18 protein-coding genes are annotated in these 18,662 nt (G+C 63.4%); 10 read left to right on the top strand and 8 right to left on the bottom strand.

Translation table 11 applies throughout. The features are described from left to right. The first annotated feature begins 100 nt into the window (after nucleotides 1-100). On the top strand, nucleotides 101-322 hold the full coding sequence (locus V6M50_RS06125) for a hypothetical protein (protein WP_332817667.1): 222 nt from the start codon (nucleotides 101-103) through the stop codon (nucleotides 320-322). Between the two features lie 199 nt (nucleotides 323-521). Further along, a complete protein-coding gene (rlxS, locus tag V6M50_RS06120) occupies nucleotides 522-2,498 on the top strand; it encodes a relaxase/mobilization nuclease RlxS (RefSeq protein ID WP_332817666.1) in 1,977 nt (658 codons plus the stop codon). A gap of 342 nt (nucleotides 2,499-2,840) precedes the next feature. Here the strand turns inward: rlxS and V6M50_RS06115 are convergent, their stop codons facing one another. Together V6M50_RS06115 and V6M50_RS06110 are read right to left on the bottom strand one after the other, a co-directional pair. After that, nucleotides 2,841-3,422 (bottom strand): alpha-ketoglutarate-dependent dioxygenase AlkB, encoded by a 582-nt coding sequence (locus V6M50_RS06115; protein ID WP_332817665.1) that lies wholly within the window; start codon nucleotides 3,420-3,422, stop codon nucleotides 2,841-2,843. Continuing rightward, entirely contained in the window at nucleotides 3,419-3,850 is a 432-nt protein-coding gene (locus V6M50_RS06110) for an SOS response-associated peptidase family protein (RefSeq protein WP_332817664.1), read from the bottom strand. Before V6M50_RS06110 ends, V6M50_RS06115 begins: the two co-directional genes overlap by 4 nt. Before the next feature lie 136 nt (nucleotides 3,851-3,986). Between V6M50_RS06110 and V6M50_RS06105 the strand changes: the two genes are divergently transcribed. Beyond that, a complete protein-coding gene (locus V6M50_RS06105; RefSeq protein WP_332817663.1) occupies nucleotides 3,987-4,604 on the top strand; it encodes an SOS response-associated peptidase in 618 nt (205 codons plus the stop codon). A gap of 67 nt (nucleotides 4,605-4,671) precedes the next feature. Here the strand turns inward: V6M50_RS06105 and V6M50_RS06100 are convergent, their stop codons facing one another. From V6M50_RS06100 to V6M50_RS06075, 6 genes are all read right to left on the bottom strand, one after another. Continuing rightward, entirely contained in the window at nucleotides 4,672-5,031 is a 360-nt protein-coding gene (locus V6M50_RS06100) for a hypothetical protein (RefSeq protein WP_332817706.1), read from the bottom strand. Nucleotides 5,032-5,129: 98 nt separating this feature from the next. Beyond that, the gene (locus tag V6M50_RS06095) at nucleotides 5,130-8,501 is read right to left on the bottom strand and encodes an error-prone DNA polymerase (RefSeq protein ID WP_443030486.1); all 3,372 of its coding nucleotides are present in this window, start codon (nucleotides 8,499-8,501) and stop codon (nucleotides 5,130-5,132) included. 16 nt (nucleotides 8,502-8,517) lie between these two features. Then, the gene (locus V6M50_RS06090) at nucleotides 8,518-10,065 is read right to left on the bottom strand and encodes a DUF6504 family protein (RefSeq protein WP_332817661.1); all 1,548 of its coding nucleotides are present in this window, start codon (nucleotides 10,063-10,065) and stop codon (nucleotides 8,518-8,520) included. Further along, nucleotides 9,986-10,717: an ImuA family protein gene (locus V6M50_RS06085; RefSeq protein WP_332817660.1), complete on the bottom strand. Its 732-nt coding sequence runs from the start codon at nucleotides 10,715-10,717 to the stop codon at nucleotides 9,986-9,988. The genes V6M50_RS06090 and V6M50_RS06085 overlap by 80 nt, the downstream gene beginning before the upstream one ends. Nucleotides 10,718-10,828: 111 nt before the next feature. Next, a complete protein-coding gene (locus V6M50_RS06080; RefSeq protein ID WP_332817659.1) occupies nucleotides 10,829-11,725 on the bottom strand; it encodes a nucleotidyltransferase and HEPN domain-containing protein in 897 nt (298 codons plus the stop codon). A 106-nt stretch (nucleotides 11,726-11,831) separates the two neighbouring features. Continuing rightward, a complete protein-coding gene (locus tag V6M50_RS06075; RefSeq protein WP_332817658.1) occupies nucleotides 11,832-12,077 on the bottom strand; it encodes an EexN family lipoprotein in 246 nt (81 codons plus the stop codon). Between the two features lie 533 nt (nucleotides 12,078-12,610). Between V6M50_RS06075 and V6M50_RS06070 the strand changes: the two genes are divergently transcribed. Genes V6M50_RS06070 through queC form a run of 7 tightly spaced genes read left to right on the top strand, consistent with a single transcriptional unit; the run spans nucleotide 12,611 to nucleotide 18,642 of the window. Then, on the top strand, nucleotides 12,611-13,447 hold the full coding sequence (locus tag V6M50_RS06070; protein ID WP_332817657.1) for a hypothetical protein: 837 nt from the start codon (nucleotides 12,611-12,613) through the stop codon (nucleotides 13,445-13,447). Then, a complete protein-coding gene (gene dbpB / locus V6M50_RS06065) occupies nucleotides 13,444-14,556 on the top strand; it encodes a DGQHR domain-containing protein DpdB (protein ID WP_332817656.1) in 1,113 nt (370 codons plus the stop codon). Before V6M50_RS06070 ends, dbpB (V6M50_RS06065) begins: the two co-directional genes overlap by 4 nt. After that, entirely contained in the window at nucleotides 14,553-15,884 is a 1,332-nt protein-coding gene (gene dpdA, locus V6M50_RS06060; RefSeq protein WP_332817655.1) for a tRNA-guanine transglycosylase DpdA, read from the top strand. The genes dbpB (V6M50_RS06065) and dpdA overlap by 4 nt, the downstream gene beginning before the upstream one ends. Continuing rightward, complete coding sequence (dbpB, locus tag V6M50_RS06055) at nucleotides 15,847-16,935, top strand: DGQHR domain-containing protein DpdB (RefSeq protein WP_332817654.1); 1,089 nt, start codon at nucleotides 15,847-15,849, stop codon at nucleotides 16,933-16,935. The genes dpdA and dbpB (V6M50_RS06055) overlap by 38 nt, the downstream gene beginning before the upstream one ends. Further along, complete coding sequence (queE, locus tag V6M50_RS06050; RefSeq protein WP_332817653.1) at nucleotides 16,932-17,564, top strand: 7-carboxy-7-deazaguanine synthase; 633 nt, start codon at nucleotides 16,932-16,934, stop codon at nucleotides 17,562-17,564. Before dbpB (V6M50_RS06055) ends, queE begins: the two co-directional genes overlap by 4 nt. Then, a complete protein-coding gene (locus tag V6M50_RS06045) occupies nucleotides 17,564-17,938 on the top strand; it encodes a 6-pyruvoyl trahydropterin synthase family protein (protein WP_332817652.1) in 375 nt (124 codons plus the stop codon). Before queE ends, V6M50_RS06045 begins: the two co-directional genes overlap by 1 nt. Beyond that, entirely contained in the window at nucleotides 17,935-18,642 is a 708-nt protein-coding gene (queC, locus tag V6M50_RS06040) for a 7-cyano-7-deazaguanine synthase QueC (protein ID WP_332817651.1), read from the top strand. The genes V6M50_RS06045 and queC overlap by 4 nt, the downstream gene beginning before the upstream one ends. Nucleotides 18,643-18,662: the final 20 nt, after the last annotated feature.

Here is an 18,662-nt window from a genome sequence, read left to right as displayed (position 1 = left end):
GGGAGCGGCGCCGGAAAGGCACTGCTCCTTTTCGCATGCGCGGCGGATCGTGCCGCGCGTCCGATCTTCACAGGCATCATTCCTTCGCTATGGTCCGGCCATGCCCGGCATGGATTCCAAACCCACTCCGCAATCGATCGTCGATGCCTTGACCGCCGTGCAGCGCGACATTGTTGCATGCGGCCCGACGAGTTTCGACGAGGCCAAAGCGATCCCCACAGGCCTCTTCTCCTGCGGCGAAATATGGGAGAGCGACAGCGGCGACGAGTGGCTGGTCTGGGAGCCGACTGCCCTGGGAGCGAGGGTGCGCGATCTCCTGTAGAACGGGATGGTACGGGCTGGACAGGGCGGGCTGGAGGCAATGGCGGTGACGGCAAGATAAAAGCACACCCCCTCAAGTGGGGTTATGTTCCTGTCTGCACATCCTTTTTTGTGGGGGCCGCTGCGGCGGTCGGGGGACTCGTTCGGCATTGGCCGCAGAATTTCGTAGCTTTCCTGGAGATTTCCGGGCGTTGGCTACCATGAGCGGCGACGACGGGGACTTTGAACCGCGGCTCGGCAAGATGCGCGCCACGCGCGGCAGGAAAGCGCGCAAATATCTCGGCCGGCTGCTAGCTGCGGGTGCGATCGCAGCGCGCGCATCGCCGAGGCGCGCCCGTTTCGACGGCTCGCGGATCGGCCGCGGCGCGGCGACCGGCCGACTCCTGTCTTCGCGCGGGTCGCTCGATCGAAACACCAGCCGGCGCGTGGTCGTAAAGACGCGGCTGGTCAGGCTCGGAGGAAAAGGCATCGGCGCGGCGCGTGCACACCTCCATTATATCCAGCGTGACGGCGTGACGCGCGAAGGCGAGCCCGGCGAACTTTACTCGGCGCGGGATGACGCCGCCGACGGCAAATCTTTCCTTGATCGCTGCGGCGACGATCGCCATCAGTTTCGCATGATCGTCTCGGCAGAGGACGGCGATCTCTACGCCGATCTCAAGCCCTTCGTCCGCCGCCTGATGGCGCAGATGGAAACGGATCTCGGAACGAGACTCGACTGGGTCGCGGTCGATCATTTCAACACCGGCCATCCGCACAGCCATATCATGCTGCGCGGCAGGGACGACCGAGGCAAAGATCTGATCCTTGCGCGCGAGTATATCGCGCACGGGATGCGCGCTCGCGCGAGCGAGATTGCGACCCTCGATCTCGGGCCGAAGACCCAGCTCGAGATCGAGACACGAATGCGCCGGGATATTGGCGCCGAGCGGCTCACCGACATCGACCGGCAGTTGCTCCGCGCGGCCGAGCGCGCACCGCTCGTCAGGGCGAAGGACAGCGATCCACTGGTCCAGTCGCTGCAGGCGGGACGGTTGCAGAAGCTCGAAGCTATGGGGCTCGCCGACGAGATCGCACCAGGGCAATGGCGGCTCGCGGAGGGGCTTCGTCACACGCTCGTGGCGATGGGCGAGCACGGCGATATCATCCGTACGATGCAGCGCGAACTGACCGCCCGGGCGAAGGCCGTAGCGCCCGCGGATCGCGCCATTCACGATGACGCGTCGCCGCTCACCGAACCTCTGGTTGGCCGCGTCGTGACGCGCGGAGTCTCCGATGAACTGAACGATCGTCATTATCTTATCATCGACGGCGTCGATGGGCGCAGCCACTTCGTCGCGATCGGGCGGGGCGAGGGCGTCGAGCCGTTGTCCGCAGGGGCGGTCGTGCGGATCGAGCCGGCTGCGATCGGCGTCCGCGATGCCGATCGCACGATCGCGGCAATCGCCGCAGCCAATGGCGGGCGCTACGATGCCGAGGCGCATCTCCGTTACGATCCCGCAGCGAGTCCGGCCTTCGTCGAGACACATATCCGGCGGCTCGAGGCGATGCGGCGGCAAAGGGGATTTGCCGAGCGCGCGAATGACGGCGGCTGGACGATCGCGCCCGATCATCTCGACCGGGCCGCAGCCTATGAAGCGCGCCTAGCGAAGGATCATCCGGTATCGGTCGAAATCCTGTCGCCCGTGCCCATTGAAACGCTCGCACGCGCCGAGGCGGTGACCTGGCTCGACCGCGAAGCAAACGAGAGCGCGCCGGTGCCGCTTCGCGACAAGGGTTTCGGGCGCGAGGTACGCAGCGCCACGGCGCTGCGCCAGCGATGGCTCGTCGAGGAGGAACTGGCCGACGCGGCCGGTGAGGGGATCGTCTATCGGCGCGGCGCGCTGGCGGCCCTCCAGCGCCGCGAACTGCTGCGGCTCGCTCATCAGCTTGCACGTGAACTCGGCAAAGAGTTCGCCGAGACGAAATCAGGCGACTGGATCGAAGGAAAGGTGGCGCGGCGGATCGACGCTGCGGGAGGGCGCTACGCGCTCATTGAAAAGACAAAGGAGTTCATGCTCGTGCCCTGGAAGCCGGTGCTCGATCGGCAGGTCGGCAAGGAGGTGGCAGGAATGGTGCGCGATCGCGGGATCAACTGGAGTGTCGGCCGCGGGCGTGGCGGGCCCACGATTTCGTGAAGATCAGCGCGGCGGGATCGCGTTGCATCCTGCTACGAAAGTTGAGCTTGGCCGCCGCCGTATATCTCTTGTTTTCGAAACGCACGCGGTGCGCCTATCGGCGACGCGTCGACCGCGAAAATGCCGCCGACAAGGAGGGGGCTCCTTACTCAAACTCGTCGGCTGAACATGCGACTCGTTCGGCCGTCACTAGGCGGCATCGTGCTCGGCTTCTCCCGGGGCATTCGCGCGGTGCCGCCGCTTTTCGAAAGGTCTGCTTGGCGGGGCCGGGCCTGGCTTTTGTTGCGCGCTGCAAGTGTCGGCGGACAACATCGAGCGCGGCCTGCGGTTCCGCGCACCGCATTATCGCAGGCTGCGAAAGGTGACCGACCAGCGCGGTGCATCCATCGCCGCGATACTATGTTCCCAATCGTCGCGTACCTCGCCTCGCATATGGTAGATCGACCGCGGTGCCAGTTCGGCCGTCGCACGGTCGAACCCGCCTTCGCGGCGCCGCCGGAAGCGCATTGTCGCGGGGGCGCCCAGCGAGACGCCAATAACATGTTCGAAGACCGGGCGGTCCTTGTGCCAGCCGATGCCGGCGCTGATCCCGTAGTGGATCACGAGCGCCTGCTCGAGGCTCGCGGGTTCGATGCCGGCGAACGCGGCGGCACGCGCGCGGAGCGGGACGATCCAGTCGGGCATCGGCTCGCCCGGCGCGAAGCGGCCGGTCTGGAAATCATAGGTCCAGCCGAACGAACGCGTCAGGCGCTTTCCTTCCCATCGCTGGAACTGAAAAGGGGTAAGGCCTGCGGCTTCGATGTGCGCGATCAGCCTGTCCTCCTCGGCGGCGTCGATAAACGCCTCGCGATAGGCGAGACCCGGGAGGAGCGGCGCGCCGAAGAAGTCGGCCTGCCGCACATGCGCCGCCCCGCGAACGGTCACAGCGGCAGCGCTGCCTGCGCCCGCAGCGGTTCGACGAACAGGCTGTGTTTCGGGGGCGGTGCGAACAACGTCTCGTCAGGGAGTGTTCCATCGAGCCAGTGCATGACGTCGCGCCGCTCGACGATGACGCCGTGGCGCGACTGGTACGGACTGACGTCCGGGCCGGCGTCGATCGTGAGGATCCGGTATGAGAGCGGCCAGTCGGCGAGCGGGGGATCCCAGATCGCCGCGAGATAGAAGAAATTGCCGCTGTCGAGCGTCACGCGGTAGCGATGGCTGCCGGTGCCCATGCGGAACTCGGAGGCCGGGATCAGGCAGCGGCGGGCAGGGAAGGCGCGGCCTTCGGTCCGGATGAAGCGGTAATTGATGCCATCTGAGAAACGCGGATCGGAACCCCACACCGCTTTGACCATTTCTGTCTTGCTCATATCGTCGGGCTTGCGGCGAACGAGCGCTGTCACGCCGCCGCCCGGGGCAGCTGGATCAAAAGGGGTTGGCGCGATCGTCACAGGTGGAACATAATGGGAACGAAGTTGAGTCGCAAGACCCGAGGGAACGCCAGCGATGTGCAACGATTACAGGCTTGAGGTCGACATCGCGTCGATCGCGGAGGATTTCGAGGATCTGGAAATCAACATCGACATGCCCGAGGGCGTGCCGAACGTCGAAGCACGCGAAGACATCAAGATCACCGACATGGCGCCGATCGTGCGAAGCAGCGAGGGATCGAAGCTCGGCGAACTGGTGAACCGGCGATGGAGCTGGCCCGGACCGACCGGCAAGCCCGTTTATAATTTCCGCTCCGAAGGCCGCGACTTTTCGTCGCATCGCTGCCTGATACTTTGCGACGGGTTCTATGAATTCACCGATCCAACCGACAAGGCGCAGAAACGCCTCGATAAATGGCTCTTCACGATGAAGGATCATCGCTGGTTCTGCATGGCGGGTATCTGGCGCGAATATGATGGTGGCGAAGCTTTCACGCTCCTCACCATGGACGCAGGTGCCGACATCGCGCCCTATCATCACCGGCAGATCATCCCGCTGGCGCGCGACCGCTGGGCCGACTGGCTCGATCCGCGCGTTCCGGCATCGGATGTGCTTGCATGGTTGCCCGAGGGCAGCCTTGAGGTGACGCAGGTTTTCGGTCAGCCGCCTGCGCAGGGGGCGCTGGCTCTGTGAGTGAGCTAGCGGGGCTCGAACGCTTCGTTGCCGAGCCGGGTCGAGTCTAAGCCCCGGCGCGGAGTGCTCACTGATAGCGCAGCGTCTTCTCGAACCCCTCATTGGCCTTTGTCATCTTCGCCAGTTTCCTGAGATGTCCGCGAACATGGCGGTGGAAACGCGCGTCGTCATAGATGCCCGTCGCCGGATATTCCTCCTGGCCGACCAGCTCCTTGATGTGCCCGGCGAACGCTGCCTGCTCGTTTGTGGAATCCGCGGTTTTCAAGACGCGGCAGACCCATTCCTCGGCCGCCGCTTTGTCATACTCGTCCTGGGCATCATAGCCGCGCCTGTCCGCCGCGGCCTGATCCAGTTTCGCGGCCTCGAACCGGCGTTCCAGCCATTTCCGGACTTGTTCCCCATCCCACGCCTTTGATGGACTGTTCATCACGCTCTCCAAATCTTGTCAGGGTTGCCCAATAGATGAGAGGAGGACAGAAGCTAGGTCCAACCGGAAAGCAAACACCCCTTGCGGGCCATTCATTCCTACCGAAAGTCGCGCGGCTTGATCTTGATGCCGTCGGTGGGCTGGCCTGCGATGATGCCCGAACCGAGCCGAAGGTCGGGGATGTAGATATCGCGCGGATTGCGGCCGAGCGGCTTTTCGGCCGGGTCGCGCGGGTCGCGGCCAATCGGGCTTTTCACGACGTCGGCGCGGCTGACGCGATAGACATCGGCGACATCGGCGACATCGGCGCGGTTGCCGACGCTCGCGAGCAGGGACGAGAGATCGTCGAGGCGCTGTGCGATGACATGGATCACCTCGCCCTCGCGCTGAACCTGGCCGCGCACCCCCATCATCGAGGCGCCGAGCACGGTGCGGCGATTGGCCTCGAAGACCTTGGTCCAGACGACGAGATTGGCGACATTGGTCTCGTCCTCGAGCGTGATGAACATGACGCCTTTCGCCGATCCCGGTTTCTGGCGAACGAGCACGACGCCCGCGAGGTCTATCCAGCGCCCGTCCCTGACGCTCTGCAGTTCCTGGCAGCTGATCATCTTGCGCGCACGCAGCTCGTCGCGAAGGAATGCCAGCGGATGCGCGCGGAGCGACAGCCCCGAGGCGCGGTAGTCTTCGACCACCTCGGCGCCTTCGCCCATCGGCGCGAGCTGCACCGCGGGCTCGATCGCCTCGCGCATCAGCCTTCCGGCGCGCTCGTCGGCGGCCGCAAACAGCGGGAGCGCCGCGTGACCGAGGCCTTTCACGTCCCACAAGCCCTCGCGGCGCGACGAGCCGGGCGAGGCAAAACCGTCGGCGTCGCCGATGCGGTCGAGCGCGCCGCGACCGACGCCAGCACGGCGCTGGATTTCTTCTGCGCTCGCGAAAGGCGTATCGGCGCGCGCGGTGACGATCGCGGCTCCATCTTCGTTGGCGAGCCCGCGCACCATGCGCAGGCCAAGGCGCACCGCAAGATATTGACCGCCGGTCGCTTCGAGCGTGCAGTCCCAGCGGCTGTGATTGACGTCGATCGGACGCACCTCGACGCCATGCTGGCGCGCGTCGCGGACGATCTGCGCCGGCGCATAGAAGCCCATCGGCTGCGCGTTGAGCAGCGCGGCGCAGAAGACGTCGGGATGATGGCATTTCATCCACGACGAGGCGTAGGCGATCAGGGCGAAGCTCGCGGCGTGGCTTTCGGGAAAGCCGTAGGATCCGAAGCCCTCGATCTGTTTGAAGGTCTTTTCGGCGAATTCATGCTCATAGCCGCGTTCGACCATGCCGTTGATGAGCTTGTCGCGAAAATGCGAGACGCCGCCGGTCAGCTTGAAGGTCGCCATCGCGCGGCGGAGGAGATCGGCCTCGGATGCCGTGAACCCGGCGCATTCGATCGCGACGCGCATCGCCTGTTCCTGGAAGAGCGGGACGCCGAGCGTTTTTTCGAGCACGCGGCGAAGCTCGGGGGTCGGGTAGGTGACCTCTTCCTGCCCGTTGCGGCGGCGGCGGTAGGGATGGACCATGTCGCCCTGGATCGGGCCGGGGCGGACGATCGCGACCTGGATCACGAGATCGTAGAAGGTGCGCGGCGCCATCAGCGGGATCGATGCCATCTGCGCGCGGCTCTCGATCTGGAAGACGCCGAGCGTGTCGGCCTTGCGGATCATCGCATAGGTGGCGGGATCTTCGGCGGGGATGGTCGATAGATCGTGATCGATGCCCTTGGCTTCGCGGAGGAATTCGAAGGCGCGACGCATGCAGCTCAGCATGCCGAGCCCGAGGACGTCGACCTTCATGAAGCCCAAGGCGTCGATATCGTCCTTGTCCCATTCGATGACCTGCCGGTCGTCCATCGCCGCGGGTTCGATCGGCACGAGTTCGTCGAGCCGGTCGCGCGTCAGCACGAAACCGCCGGGGTGCTGCGAGAGGTGGCGCGGGGTGTTGATCAGCGTGCGCGCGAGTTCGAGTGTGAGCATCAGGCGCTTGTCGGCCATGTCAAGGTTCAGCGCCGCGGCATGGCTTTCGTCGACGCCCTCGCGGCTATAGCCCCACACCGCGCCCGCGAGTCCGGCGGTCATGTCTTCACTGAGGCCGAGCGCCTTGCCGACCTCGCGCACCGCGCCGCGCGAGCGATAGCGGGTGACGACCGCGGTGAGCGCGCTTCGCGTGCGGCCGTAGGTTTCGTAGATCCACTGGATGATTTCCTCGCGCCGCTCATGCTCGAAGTCGACATCGATATCGGGCGGCTCGCGCCGCTCGGCCGAGACGAAGCGCTCGAACAGGAGTTCGGTGCGGATCGGGTCGATCGAGGTTATGCCGAGCACGTAGCAGACCGCGCTGTTCGCCGCCGAACCGCGCCCCTGGCAGAGGATTTCGCGGCGGCGCGCCTCGGCGACGATCGAGTGGACCGTCAGAAAATAGGGTGCGTAATCGAGTTCTCCGATCAGTCGAAGCTCGTGCTCGAGCTGCGTGCGCACCTTGCCATCGATGCCTTCGGGATAGCGAAGCGGGGCCTTCTCCCATGTCAGCCTTTCGAGTTCCTGTTGCGGCGTGCGTCCGGGGTCGCGGATTTCGTCGGGATATTGGTAGCGCAGTTCCTCGAGGCTGAAGGTGCAGCGCGCGGCGAACTCGACCGTGCGCGCAACGGGGGAGGCGTCCTTCAGATAGCGGCGGAACAGCCGCTCCATCTCGGCGGCGGCCTTGAGGTGCCGGTCGGCGAAGCGCTCGCGGCGGTCGCCAAGATCGTCGATCGTGCATTTCTCGCGGATGCAGGTGACGACGTCGTGCAGCAGCCGGCGTTCGGGGGCGTGATAGAGGACATCGCCGGTCGCCACCGTCGGCACCCGCGCGGCCGCGGCTTGGGCTGCGAGGTCGCGCAGCCGGATCGCATCGCGCGGCCGACGGCGGATCGTCAGCGCCATATAGGCGCGGTCGCCGAAGATGCGCCGCGTGCGTTCGAGCGCGGCCTCGTTTGTCGCATCGGCGCGGTCGGGGACGAGGCAGGCGATCAGCCCTTCGTTCCATTCCTCGACGTCGGGCCAGTCGAGATGGCACGCGCCCTTGCCGGCGCGGCCTTTGCCGACGCTGAGCAGCCGGCACATGCGGCCGTACGCCGCCCTGTCGGTCGGATAAACTAGGAGCGCGGTGCCATCGACGAGATCGAGCCGCGAACCGACGATCGCGCGCACGCCGGTCGCCTTTTCGGCATCCCACGCGCGGACGATCCCCGCGACCGAATGGCGATCGACGATGCCGAGCGCGGGCAGGCCGATCAGCGACGCGGCAGCGAACAGCTCGTCGGGCGACGAGGCGCCGCGCAGGAAGCTGAAATGCGTGGTGACCTGCAGTTCGACATAAGCGGGTTCGGCCCCGCTCAAGCGAAGGTGCTCCGGTTCCGTCGCATTCTCACGCGAATGCGCCATTTTGTCGGTCGCATTCTCAAGCGAATGCTCCGTGAATGAACCAGCGCATCGAGCCCGTCGAGGCATGGACGCCGTCGCCGAGCCGGAACAGCCAGTAGCGCCCGCCCGCCTCGGTCTCGACCTGGTAATAGTCGCGCACGCTGAGCGGGGTCTCGCCTTCGATCCCGCCGTCGCGCCACCATTCGCCCTGCAGCCGCTCGGGTCCGTCACCCTGCGTCACGCGGTATCTTTTGCCGCGCCAGACGAAGAGGCGCGGGGCGTCGTCGGGGAGCAGCGCGATTACGTCGACGGGTTCGGGCCGCGCGAGCATGCGCGACGGGCGCGGCAGGTCGTCCGACCATGTGGCGCCGTCAAGCTGGCGAAGCGCCGGGGTGATCGCCACCGACCGTTCGGGCATCGCGCCGGGGCGCGGTACCGTCCGGTGCAGGCTGCGTTGCCCGAAGCGGTTGGCGAGCGTGTCGACGAGCGCTGGAAGGTCGGGACCGCGCCGCAGGCTTTCGAGGCTCTCACCCTGCCGCAAATCCTGTATCTCGACGAGCGGCGCAACGAGGGTCATCGCCTCGATGCCGAGTCCGGGCTCGATGGTCTCGATCTTCGCAGCCAGCAGTTTCGCAAGATGCTTGGGGTCGCGCGACGGCGCCGCAGTGCCGACGCGGATTGCCTGCACCTGGCCATCGACGCGGTGGAAATAGCAGTCGAGCCGGCGCGCGCCTTTGCCGAGGCGGCCGAGTTGGCCGGCGATGTCGTGCGCGAGATCGCCGATGACCTGCGCAAAGGCTTCGGCGGTCGCGATCGGCTCCATGAAACCGCGCCGCGTGCGCGGAAGCTCTTCGGGAAAGATCGGTTCGATTGGCTCGGGCATCGTGCCGAGCGCCTGGTCGAGGCGTCGGTGCAGTTCGCGCCCGAACCTCTTGGTGAGCGGGCCGCGCGGAGCGCCGAGCAACTGTTCGATCCGCTCGAAGCCGAGCTTGCGCAACCCCTCGACGTCGGCGGGCGGCAAGCGGAGCGCCCCGATCGGCAGCAGTGCGATCGCCTTGCGGTGCGCGCCGGGTTCGATCGTTACTGGACGTCCGGCCGGGACATGGCGTGCGACGGCGTGCGCGCAGCCCGCGGTGTCGGCGACCGCGATCTGGAGCGACAGGCCGAAGGCTGCGGTGCGGCGGTGCAGGTCCTTGAGAAGCGCGCGCTCGGTCGAGAAGCGCGCCGCGCAGCCGGTGATGTCGAGCCAGAGGCCGTCGGGCGGATCGGGCGAGACGACGGGCGAGTAGCGCTGTCCTGCCCAGAGCGCGAGACGGCGCAGCCCCTCGAAATCGGCATCGGGCTCGGCGTCGACGACATCGAGTTCGGGCGCGAAGGCGCGCGCCTTGGTGATCGTCATGCCGGGGCGGATGCCGAGCGCGCGTGCTTCCCCGTCGACCGCGGCGACGATCCGCCGGCCGTGGTCGGGGATCGCGGTGACGAGCGGCCGGGCAGGGGCGCCGCCCTCAGGCCGCGGCTTGCCGGTCTTCCTGCGCAACCGGTCGGTCGACCAGTGCGGCAGGAAGAGCGATACGACCCGTCGCATCGCAGCCCTCCAATATCCAGAAATGCGGATTGCCGCCGCGCACGCGTTCGAGCGCGACGCGCCAGCGCGGGCGGCCAAGGCTCGGGATGCCGAGATCCTCGCTAGGGCTCGCGGTGATCCGCCAGCGTGTCACCGCCGCGCTGCCTTCGGCAGCCTGTCCCGCCTTACAGCTGCGGCGGAAGATAAAGGCCGGCACGCCCGAGGTTTCTGCGGCAAGCTGGAGCCGCTTCGACGCCGTCGTCGAATATTTGCTGACTTCGCCGACGACACCGGCAAGACCGGGGTGCCGGAGGCATTCTTCCATCGCGAGCAGGACATTGGTGTCGCTGCCCGCCTCGACATGGATCACGCGATCGGGGTGCAGTCCCGCGAGGTGAAGGGCAGGGGCGAACAGGTCGTGCCAGCGCAGGCACCAGAAGACGGGCCCCTCGGTCCGCGCGAGGATGCCGGCGAGGAAGATCGTCGCGCTCGCATCGTCGGCGAGGTCGGGGCTTCCGGCGATCTCGTGGAGCGCGCCGGTCGCGATTCCGCCGCCCGGAAGCCGCGAATCGACCGACTCGACACCGAACGGAATAACTTCGTGCCGCGCGCACACGCCTTCGATCCGCGCAATTCTGGCGCGAAGATCAGCGAGGACGGCGGGTTGGCGCATGAGGTCATAGGACTCCGGGGGACAGTGAATGTTCCTTCTTTGTTCTTTTTCGGATCGATGAGTCAAGCATGGTGGCTTGACCGTCGCTTTCCGGACTGATTTCCTTGTGGATTATTTACCGGCGAGCCGGCGTTCGCAGACTTGGCGCACCAGTGTCTCGAGCACCGCGACGCGCTCGCCGATCCATGCGAGTTCCTCGGCCGTAATGGCATAATGCGGCGAGTAGCGGGCGTTTACATAGGCTTCGCGCAGAAGCTCGAAGCAGCGCCGCGAGAATTTGTCGCCGCGTGGCCAGGCCTCGATCAGGTCGGGCGTGATTTCCTCAGCGTGGCCGCGGAGAAAGTTGAGGCGGTGAGATTTGGGGCTGTACAGGGTCAGCACGAGCAGGGTGCAGTGGTAGAAGCGCTCGGTAGCTTGGTGAAAGTCGAACGCGGCCTCGTTCAAATACGACTTTGAAAGTGCGGTGCGCGCGAGTTCCGCACGGCGACATGCGCTTTCGAACCATTTTTCAAAGTGTTTCTTGGCCTCGGCCCTAGCTTCTTCCGGTGGCAAATTTCGGGGTTGTTCGAATGGATGTCCCTCTGCCTCATACAGGACAATGCCCTGATCGGCGATGTCGACGAAGAAGGGCCTACCGCGCTCAAGCTGTTGATTCACATCGGTCAGCGTGTGAACGATGAAGTTTACCGGTGCCGACAATGTTTTGTGTATCGTCAGGTCGCGCATCAGCCGGTCGTCCGCCGCCGACCAAAACTCGAAATCGGTCAATCGGTCGTCGCTCACGACGATCAGGATGTCATAGTCCGATTTGTACCCGCCAACCGGATCGTCGACCCAGCCGCCGCGGGCATAGGATCCGTAAAGAACGATCTTGAAGATGCGACCCTGTTTCCGAAACTTCTGCGTTCCCATGGCATGGGCCGCCTCGAATTCCTCGAACAGCACGCGCACCACATGTTCAAGTTCACGCTGCTTCGCGTTGGGGAGATGATCGAGACCGTTCCGCATGAGAGCGACCTAGCAATGCCTTGCGCGCGATGCACGACTGTAATTTCCAGACCGCGATGATCTGGATAACTGCCGGAAATCGCAATCTGTCATGAGCCGCGCCATTTTATGGGAGCGGCGTGTATGCTTTGCCATCGCCGAGGAACCGCTTCGTACGTTCCTTGGCCTTCGCCTTGCTGATCGCATTCTCCGCGTTCCTGCATTCCTCGCCGCGCGCTGTCCCCGTCGCGCAATCTTCGACGATCTGCTTCGCCTCGTCGAGATGAGCCGAAAAATACTGTTCGGCGCGCGGTTCAGCTTGCCCACATGCGCCGAGCACGACGAAAGCAACCGAAATGATCTGCGTCTTCATAACTGACTCCTCGTCCTGGCCGTTCAATCCGAGCGACAATTCTGGCGTAAGATGCGCGAGAAACAATAACAGGAAACAGGGATATGCAGCTTAGGCTAAGAGCGCAGTTCTTCAAGAATCAGAGAAGGATGATGATCCAAATCGGAGGCGATTCCAGTGTCATATCGGACCCGAAGGCGAAGAAGGTGCGTATCTCTATTTTTCGCTGGCATGAGTCGGGCGCAGGGTTGCTCTCGCCACGTCATCGGTGGAGTTTGTGTTGATAAATGATGGGTTATATGCCCAGTTTTCTTGCATTTATTGATCGGCGTCAGCCAAGTGTTGGGCATATCCGGTGCATTTAATGCCACTAGCGATGCCCAATATGGGCACATTTAATGTGGATAAACTGTGGATAATTCGGTAAAGGGATATGCGCCGGCAACGTGGCGCGGGGGTGATGTTTTGTGACACTTGTGATTACCAGCTGCACCAACCGTAAGCGTCATCCAATCCCGCCTGGTCTGCACATATCCTCGCTTCCCCTCGCTCCGTTGCAACAACTCGCCAGCGATTGGGCAGGCCGGATCGCGAATGCGCCGTCCTGCCACCCAGCCTGGGATGTTTATTGTGGCCGCAGCTTCAAGGAAGCGCGCACCGCCGCAGCGATGGTCGAGGCGAAGTTGGTCATAATTTCTGCCGGACTTGGCTTATTCGAAGCCTCCACTCGTATTCCTGCCTACGGCTGTACAGTTTTGGTGGGCGCGGATGATGGCATTCGGTCGCGGGTCGATGGCAATTTCTCGATCGCGTCGTGGTGGCGGGCATTGTCGAGTTCGTCGCACCTTTCGCGTTCGCTTGAAGATTTTGTGCGAGGGCAGCCAGGGCCTCTGCTTGTCGCCTTGTCCGAGGCGTATATTGAAATGCTGGCGCCCGAACTGATCGCTCTCCCGCCCAACGACCTCGCGCGCGTCCGCATTTTCACCGCATCGCCAGCAGCCCGCTTGCCCGACGCGCTTCGTCGCTTTCGGATGCCTTACGACGATCGTCTGAATGGGCCCGACAGTCCCTGTCGCGGCACACTGAATGATTTTGCATCGCGAGCGCTCGCGCACTTCGTTGGGGTCGGCCGCGGGACAGTTCCCCAGGCTTCGTTAGATGCCGATGTCGCGGCCGTTCGGTCGGCGCTCAGCTCGTGGCGCGCGGCTCAGAAATTCGACCGTGCGCGTCACGACGACGACACCATGCTCAAGCTCATCGCGGAGCATTGGGAAAGCGCCGGGGGGAGCGCATCGCGATTGCTTCGATATTTTCGCGACGAACTCGACATCGCCTGTGAGCAGTCGCGCTTCGCTGCGCTCGCACGCCGTGTTCGGGAGACGAGAAAGTGAGTGCGCGCGAAACCTTGAAGGTGCGCGCCGTCCGCGCCGAGCAGGGCGAAGGTGTGGCGGTCTTCGCGTTCTTTCTGTTCGGCGCCGACATCCACCGCATTGCAGACATCAGCCGCATTCGGCGCGAAGACCATGAACTCAAAGGCTTCCAGCGGCGTGAGATCCGCGAGCATGTGAACCAGATCACCGCTTTTCTGGACAGCGGGCCAGTGCTTTTTCCGAACGCGGTGATCTTGGCGCTCGCGCCCGAAGTCGACTTCGCCTCGGCGCGCGGCCGGTCCCCCGGCAATATGTGCGAGGTAGGGGATGCCGGGACGCTCACCATCCCAATCTTTCCCGAAGGTCGCAGGGCCGCATGGATTGTCGACGGCCAGCAACGTTCGCTCGCATTAGCTGCGGCAAGGGACCATTCGATAGCGGTGCCGGTTATCGGCTTCGTCTCGGATAAACTCGAGACGCAACGCGAACAATTCATTCTCGTCAACAAAGCGAAACCGCTCCCGACGCGGCTCATTAACGAACTGCTGCCTGAAGTCAGCGTTCTGCTCCCCCGAGATTTGGCCGCGCGCCAACTGCCGAGCGTTCTTTGCGAGGCACTTAATACCGATCCGAACTCGCCCTTCTTCGGTTTGATCAAACGCGAGTCCGATCGTTCGGGTATCGTGACCGACACTGCCCTGATCGACGCGATGAAAGTCAGTCTCAAGACTTCCGCCGGCGCGCTCGGGCAGTTCAAGGGAAACGGCAGCGGCAACGATGCCGAGGCGATGTATGACACGCTGCTGCTCTATTGGTCGGCTGTAAAAGAGGCTTTTCCCGAAGCTTGGGGCAAGGCTCCGGCGAACAGTCGCCTGATGCACTCGGCGGGGATCCGGGCCATGGGCGCCTTGATGGACCCATTAATGCTGAAGCTCGACGGCGTACTGGACAAGCGGGCAGCGCTTCGGTCCATATTGACCCGGCTTGCGCCGCACTGCCATTGGACCGAGGGCACGTGGGACGGTCTCGGCGTGGACTGGAACAAGGTCCAGTCGACCTCGCAGGATATTGCTCGCCTCACCGACCATTTGATTCGTCTGGAGCGCGACCTAGCGCGCACGGCGTCATGAAATTCATTTTCGCCGACAGCCTCGACTATGTCGATCCCGCGTTCGATTTCCTCGGCGACCGCAGCCCGGCGGACCGCCAGCCTTATTGGGACGACGCTTTTCCGCACGAAATAATGGGCTATGCGCCGTACGACGGGGTGCTGGTATCGCGTGGCATCGTCGGCGATCACCGCGTTAAGGGCAAATATACCGCCAGTCAGGCTCGCCGATTCAGCCTAGTCGGCGTACGCAAATTCTTACGGCTCGATACACCGGAATTTGCCGATCTCGACATTTTCGGCGACTGCGGTGCCTTCACTTACGTTCAAGAGGAAAAGCCGCCTTACACGCCGTTGGAAATGGCCGAGTTTTACGACGAATGCGGCTTCACCCACGGTTGCTCGGTCGACCATATCATTTTCGATTTCGACGCACAGTTGGTCGCGATGGACGGCGCCTCCCCTGATGCGCGTCAACGCTTCGACATCACCCTCGCAAATGCCGAGGCCTTCCACCGCGAAGCCTCAGCTATGGGGGCCGGCTTTACACCGCTTGGTGTGGTTCAGGGATGGTCACCCGGCAGCATGGCCGAAGCGGCACGGCGCCTCGTCGCAATGGGGTATGATTATCTGGCGTTGGGCGGGATGGTTCCGCTCAAGTCGCCAGATATCAAACGATGTCTGGCAGCCATCCGTGATGCCGTGCCGGAGAGCACGCGCCTTCACATTCTGGGTTTCGCCAAGGCCGATGATATCGACAGCTTCCATGGCTTCGACATCGCTAGCTTCGATACGACGTCACCGCTTATTAGGGCGTTCAAGGACGCGAAGCAAAATTACTATCTGCCTGGCGAAGATCTGGCGCTGCGATATTTCACATCGATACGTGTGCCGCAGGCCATCGAAAATCCGAAGCTCCAACGCGCCGTCAAGAAAGGCCAAGTCCGTGCCGAAGAGTTGGTGCGCCTCGAAGCGCTGGCGCTCGGTTCGCTTCGCGCCTTCGATCGCGGCGAGGCAGGACTGGAGGAGGTGCTTCACAATGTTCTCGTTTACAGCGCGCCGCTGGTCGAAGAACAGCCCTATGCCGATTGCGCCGGCAGTCCGGCTCTGACGCTCCTAGCAGACCGCTACCGACGGACGCTGACCGAACAGCCTTGGAAACAATGCTCGTGCGCCATTTGCCGTGACGCGTCGATCGACGTCATCATCTTCCGCGGAAGCAATCGCAACAAACGCCGCGGCATCCACAATCTCGCTGTTTACAAAAACCATATTGAAAGACTGGATCTCAAGCGTGCCGTTATCCGACCCGATGATCTTCAACGCCGTTTGTGCGCAGCAGAGCCATGAGCATGTCGTCCTCAGCTTTGCCGCACGCGCGTCGGACGTGCTGCGCTTCGCGAGGATCGACCGCATCGGCCGCGATGCACAAGGCGAACTCAGTGGATTCCAGCGCCCGCAAGTCGCCGCGCACATACGCGAGATCCGCGACTATCTTGAGAAGCCGAATTCGGTTCTTCCCAATCCGATTGTCGTCGCCTTCATTACTGGAGTTGAGGTCGAGCATATGGATGGCGGGATCGCCCGTCTGTCGATCGATATGAGCGACGGCGCTCGCGGCTTAGTCGTTGATGGGCAGCAGCGGCTTTCCGCGCTCGCCGAGGTCGATCGCGATTTTCAGGTGTTTGTGTCGGCGCTGATCTGTCAGGACGAGGCCGAATTACGGCGGCAATTCGTGCTGATAAACAACAGCAAACCGCTTCCGAAGTCCCTGATTTACGAATTGCTCCCCACGGTCGACGATCTGCCGGCGCGTCTCAGCCGACGGTCCGAGGCGGCCGATCTTACCGGGCGTCTCAATTTCGAGGCGACAGCGCTTAAGGGCTATATCAAGCAGCACACATGGCCCGAGGGTATCATCTCGGATACGGTGATGCAGAAGATCATCATGGAATCGCTCAACAACGGCGTGCTGCGCGACCTCAGTCGGAGCGCCAAGGGCGGCGACAAATGCGTTCGGCTCATTTCGAATTATTTCGACGCGGTGAAGCGCGTGTTCCCTGAAGCCTGGCATGGTCAGACGCCTGCGAGTTCGCGCCTCCTTCACGGCGTCGGCATACAGGCGATGGGCGACGTGATGGAAGTTCTCACCGAGCGCGCAAATGCACGGTCGGTCGACGATTTCTACGAGGGCCTGCTCTGTCTGCAGGGCCGCACCGCGTGGACCGAGGGCGACTGGCATTTCGACGACGAACAGCGGCGCTGGAAGTCTCTGCAAAACGTCAATCGCGACGTCGCGCTCCTCAAACATTATCTCGTCGGCATCGTGAAAGCCGACCAACGGCAGCGGCGCAAACCTGCTGCCGCCCCGCTTTTGCAAGCGAGCGAGGATGCGGCATGAGCTACGCGGTTAAGGAAATCTTCAAGACATTGCAGGGTGAGGGCGCTCAGAGCGGCCGCGCTGCCGTGTTCTGCCGGTTTTCGGGCTGCAATCTCTGGTCCGGGCGTGAGCAGGATCGCGCTTCGTCGGTATGTAGTTTCTGCGACACCGATTTCGTAGGCATGGACGGAACCGGCGGCGGGCGCTTTGCGGATGCGGCCAGACTCGTCGACGCAGTCGAGGAGGCATGGGGTGAAGGCGCTCAGGGCCGCTATATTGTGCTTACTGGCGGAGAGCCCTTGTTGCAGGTTGACGACGCGTTGGTCGAAGCTTTGCACGAACGCGGGTTTGAAATCGGCGTGGAAACCAATGGCACACAGCTTGCGCCCGCCGGCATCGACTGGATCTGCGTATCGCCAAAGGCCGACGCCGCGCTTTGTTTGACCGGCGGCAACGAAATCAAACTCGTCTATCCCCAAGCCAAGGCGCATCCAGAGCAGTTCGAGCATCTTGAATTCACGCATTTCTTCCTGCAGCCCATGGATGCGCCCGAAGCTGCCGACAATCTCGCCGCGACAATCGCATATTGTACCGCTAACCCGCGCTGGCGCCTCTCGCTCCAGTCGCACAAGATGATCGGAATTCGCTGATGTTCGAGCTCAGCAAGCAATTTCGTTTCGATGCTGCGCACACACTCGATCGGTCGATCCAGGCTGAATCGAGCCGGCGCATCCATGGCCACAGCTACCGCGCCGAGGTCACTGTACGCGGCCGACCTGATCCGGTCACCGGAATGGTCGTCGATTTGGGCGTTCTGGAACAGATGATCGAGAATGCCCGCGACGCCCTCGATCACCGTTTTCTCGACGAGATCAACGATCTCGGTCCGGCCACGATGGAAAATCTCTCCCGCTGGATCTGGGACCGCCTCCACCCCGCGATCGCTAATCTTCACCGCGTCAGCGTCTTTCGCGATTCCAGCGGCGAGACCTGTACCTTTTGGGGCGAAGAGGTTGCCGCATGAACGACCGCGGTGCCCTCGTCCTTTTCTCTGGCGGACAGGACAGCGCGACCTGCCTCGCCTGGGCGCTCGACAATTTCGACACAGTAGAAACGGTGGGGTTCGACTATGGCCAGCGCCACCGCGTCGAACTTGAATGCCGCGATGAGTTTCGTGAAAAGGTCACGGCGATTAAGCCCGAATGGGCCGCGCGCCTCGGCGCGGACCATATGCTTGATCTCTCGATCCTCGGGCAAATCAGCGACACGGCGCTTACGAGCGGTGCCGAGATCGCAATGCGCGAGGATGGTTTGCCCAACACCTTTGTGCCGGGGCGCAATCTGCTCTTCTTCACCCTCGCTGCTGCGCTGGGGTATCGGCGTCATCTCCGCCATTTGATCGGCGGCATGTGCGAAACCGACTATTCGGGGTATCCCGACTGCCGCGACGACACGCTGAAATCGCTACAAGTGACCCTGAATTTGGGCATGGGGAGCCGGCAGGTTCTCCATACGCCGCTGATGTGGATCAACAAGGCCGCGACTTGGCGGATGGCCGAGAATATTGGTGGAACGGAGTTCGTGGATCTCATTCGGACGACGACGCACACCTGTTACATCGGCGTCCATGACGTGCTGCATTCCTGGGGGTATGGATGCGGGGCCTGCCCTGCTTGCGAATTGCGCATGAAGGGCTGGCAAGAACATCGGACTAGTTTGGACCAGTAGCGCTGCCGTTTTTGGTTGGT

Origin of the sequence: Sphingopyxis sp., assembly GCF_036675685.1 — a bacterium.
Lineage (GTDB): Bacteria > Pseudomonadota > Alphaproteobacteria > Sphingomonadales > Sphingomonadaceae > Sphingopyxis.
Note: the sequence above shows the minus strand (reverse complement) of the source record. Positions and strands in the feature narration are given on the sequence as shown.

Excerpts from the sequence above, each read along its gene's own strand:
- V6M50_RS06125 (WP_332817667.1), top strand. The coding sequence starts at position 101 with ATGCCCGGCATGGATTCCAAACCCACTCCGCAATCGATCGTCGATGCC.
- rlxS (WP_332817666.1), top strand. The coding sequence starts at position 522 with ATGAGCGGCGACGACGGGGACTTTGAACCGCGGCTCGGCAAGATGCGC.
- V6M50_RS06110 (WP_332817664.1), bottom strand. The coding sequence starts at position 3,850 with ATGAGCAAGACAGAAATGGTCAAAGCGGTGTGGGGTTCCGATCCGCGT.
- V6M50_RS06105 (WP_332817663.1), top strand. The coding sequence starts at position 3,987 with ATGTGCAACGATTACAGGCTTGAGGTCGACATCGCGTCGATCGCGGAG.
- V6M50_RS06100 (WP_332817706.1), bottom strand. The coding sequence starts at position 5,031 with ATGAACAGTCCATCAAAGGCGTGGGATGGGGAACAAGTCCGGAAATGG.
- V6M50_RS06095 (WP_443030486.1), bottom strand. The coding sequence starts at position 8,501 with ATGGCGCATTCGCGTGAGAATGCGACGGAACCGGAGCACCTTCGCTTG.
- V6M50_RS06090 (WP_332817661.1), bottom strand. The coding sequence starts at position 10,065 with ATGCGACGGGTCGTATCGCTCTTCCTGCCGCACTGGTCGACCGACCGG.
- V6M50_RS06085 (WP_332817660.1), bottom strand. The coding sequence starts at position 10,717 with ATGCGCCAACCCGCCGTCCTCGCTGATCTTCGCGCCAGAATTGCGCGG.
- V6M50_RS06080 (WP_332817659.1), bottom strand. The coding sequence starts at position 11,725 with ATGCGGAACGGTCTCGATCATCTCCCCAACGCGAAGCAGCGTGAACTT.
- V6M50_RS06075 (WP_332817658.1), bottom strand. The coding sequence starts at position 12,077 with ATGAAGACGCAGATCATTTCGGTTGCTTTCGTCGTGCTCGGCGCATGT.
- dpdA (WP_332817655.1), top strand. The coding sequence starts at position 14,553 with ATGAAATTCATTTTCGCCGACAGCCTCGACTATGTCGATCCCGCGTTC.
- dbpB (WP_332817654.1), top strand. The coding sequence starts at position 15,847 with ATGATCTTCAACGCCGTTTGTGCGCAGCAGAGCCATGAGCATGTCGTC.
- queE (WP_332817653.1), top strand. The coding sequence starts at position 16,932 with ATGAGCTACGCGGTTAAGGAAATCTTCAAGACATTGCAGGGTGAGGGC.
- V6M50_RS06045 (WP_332817652.1), top strand. The coding sequence starts at position 17,564 with ATGTTCGAGCTCAGCAAGCAATTTCGTTTCGATGCTGCGCACACACTC.
- queC (WP_332817651.1), top strand. The coding sequence starts at position 17,935 with ATGAACGACCGCGGTGCCCTCGTCCTTTTCTCTGGCGGACAGGACAGC.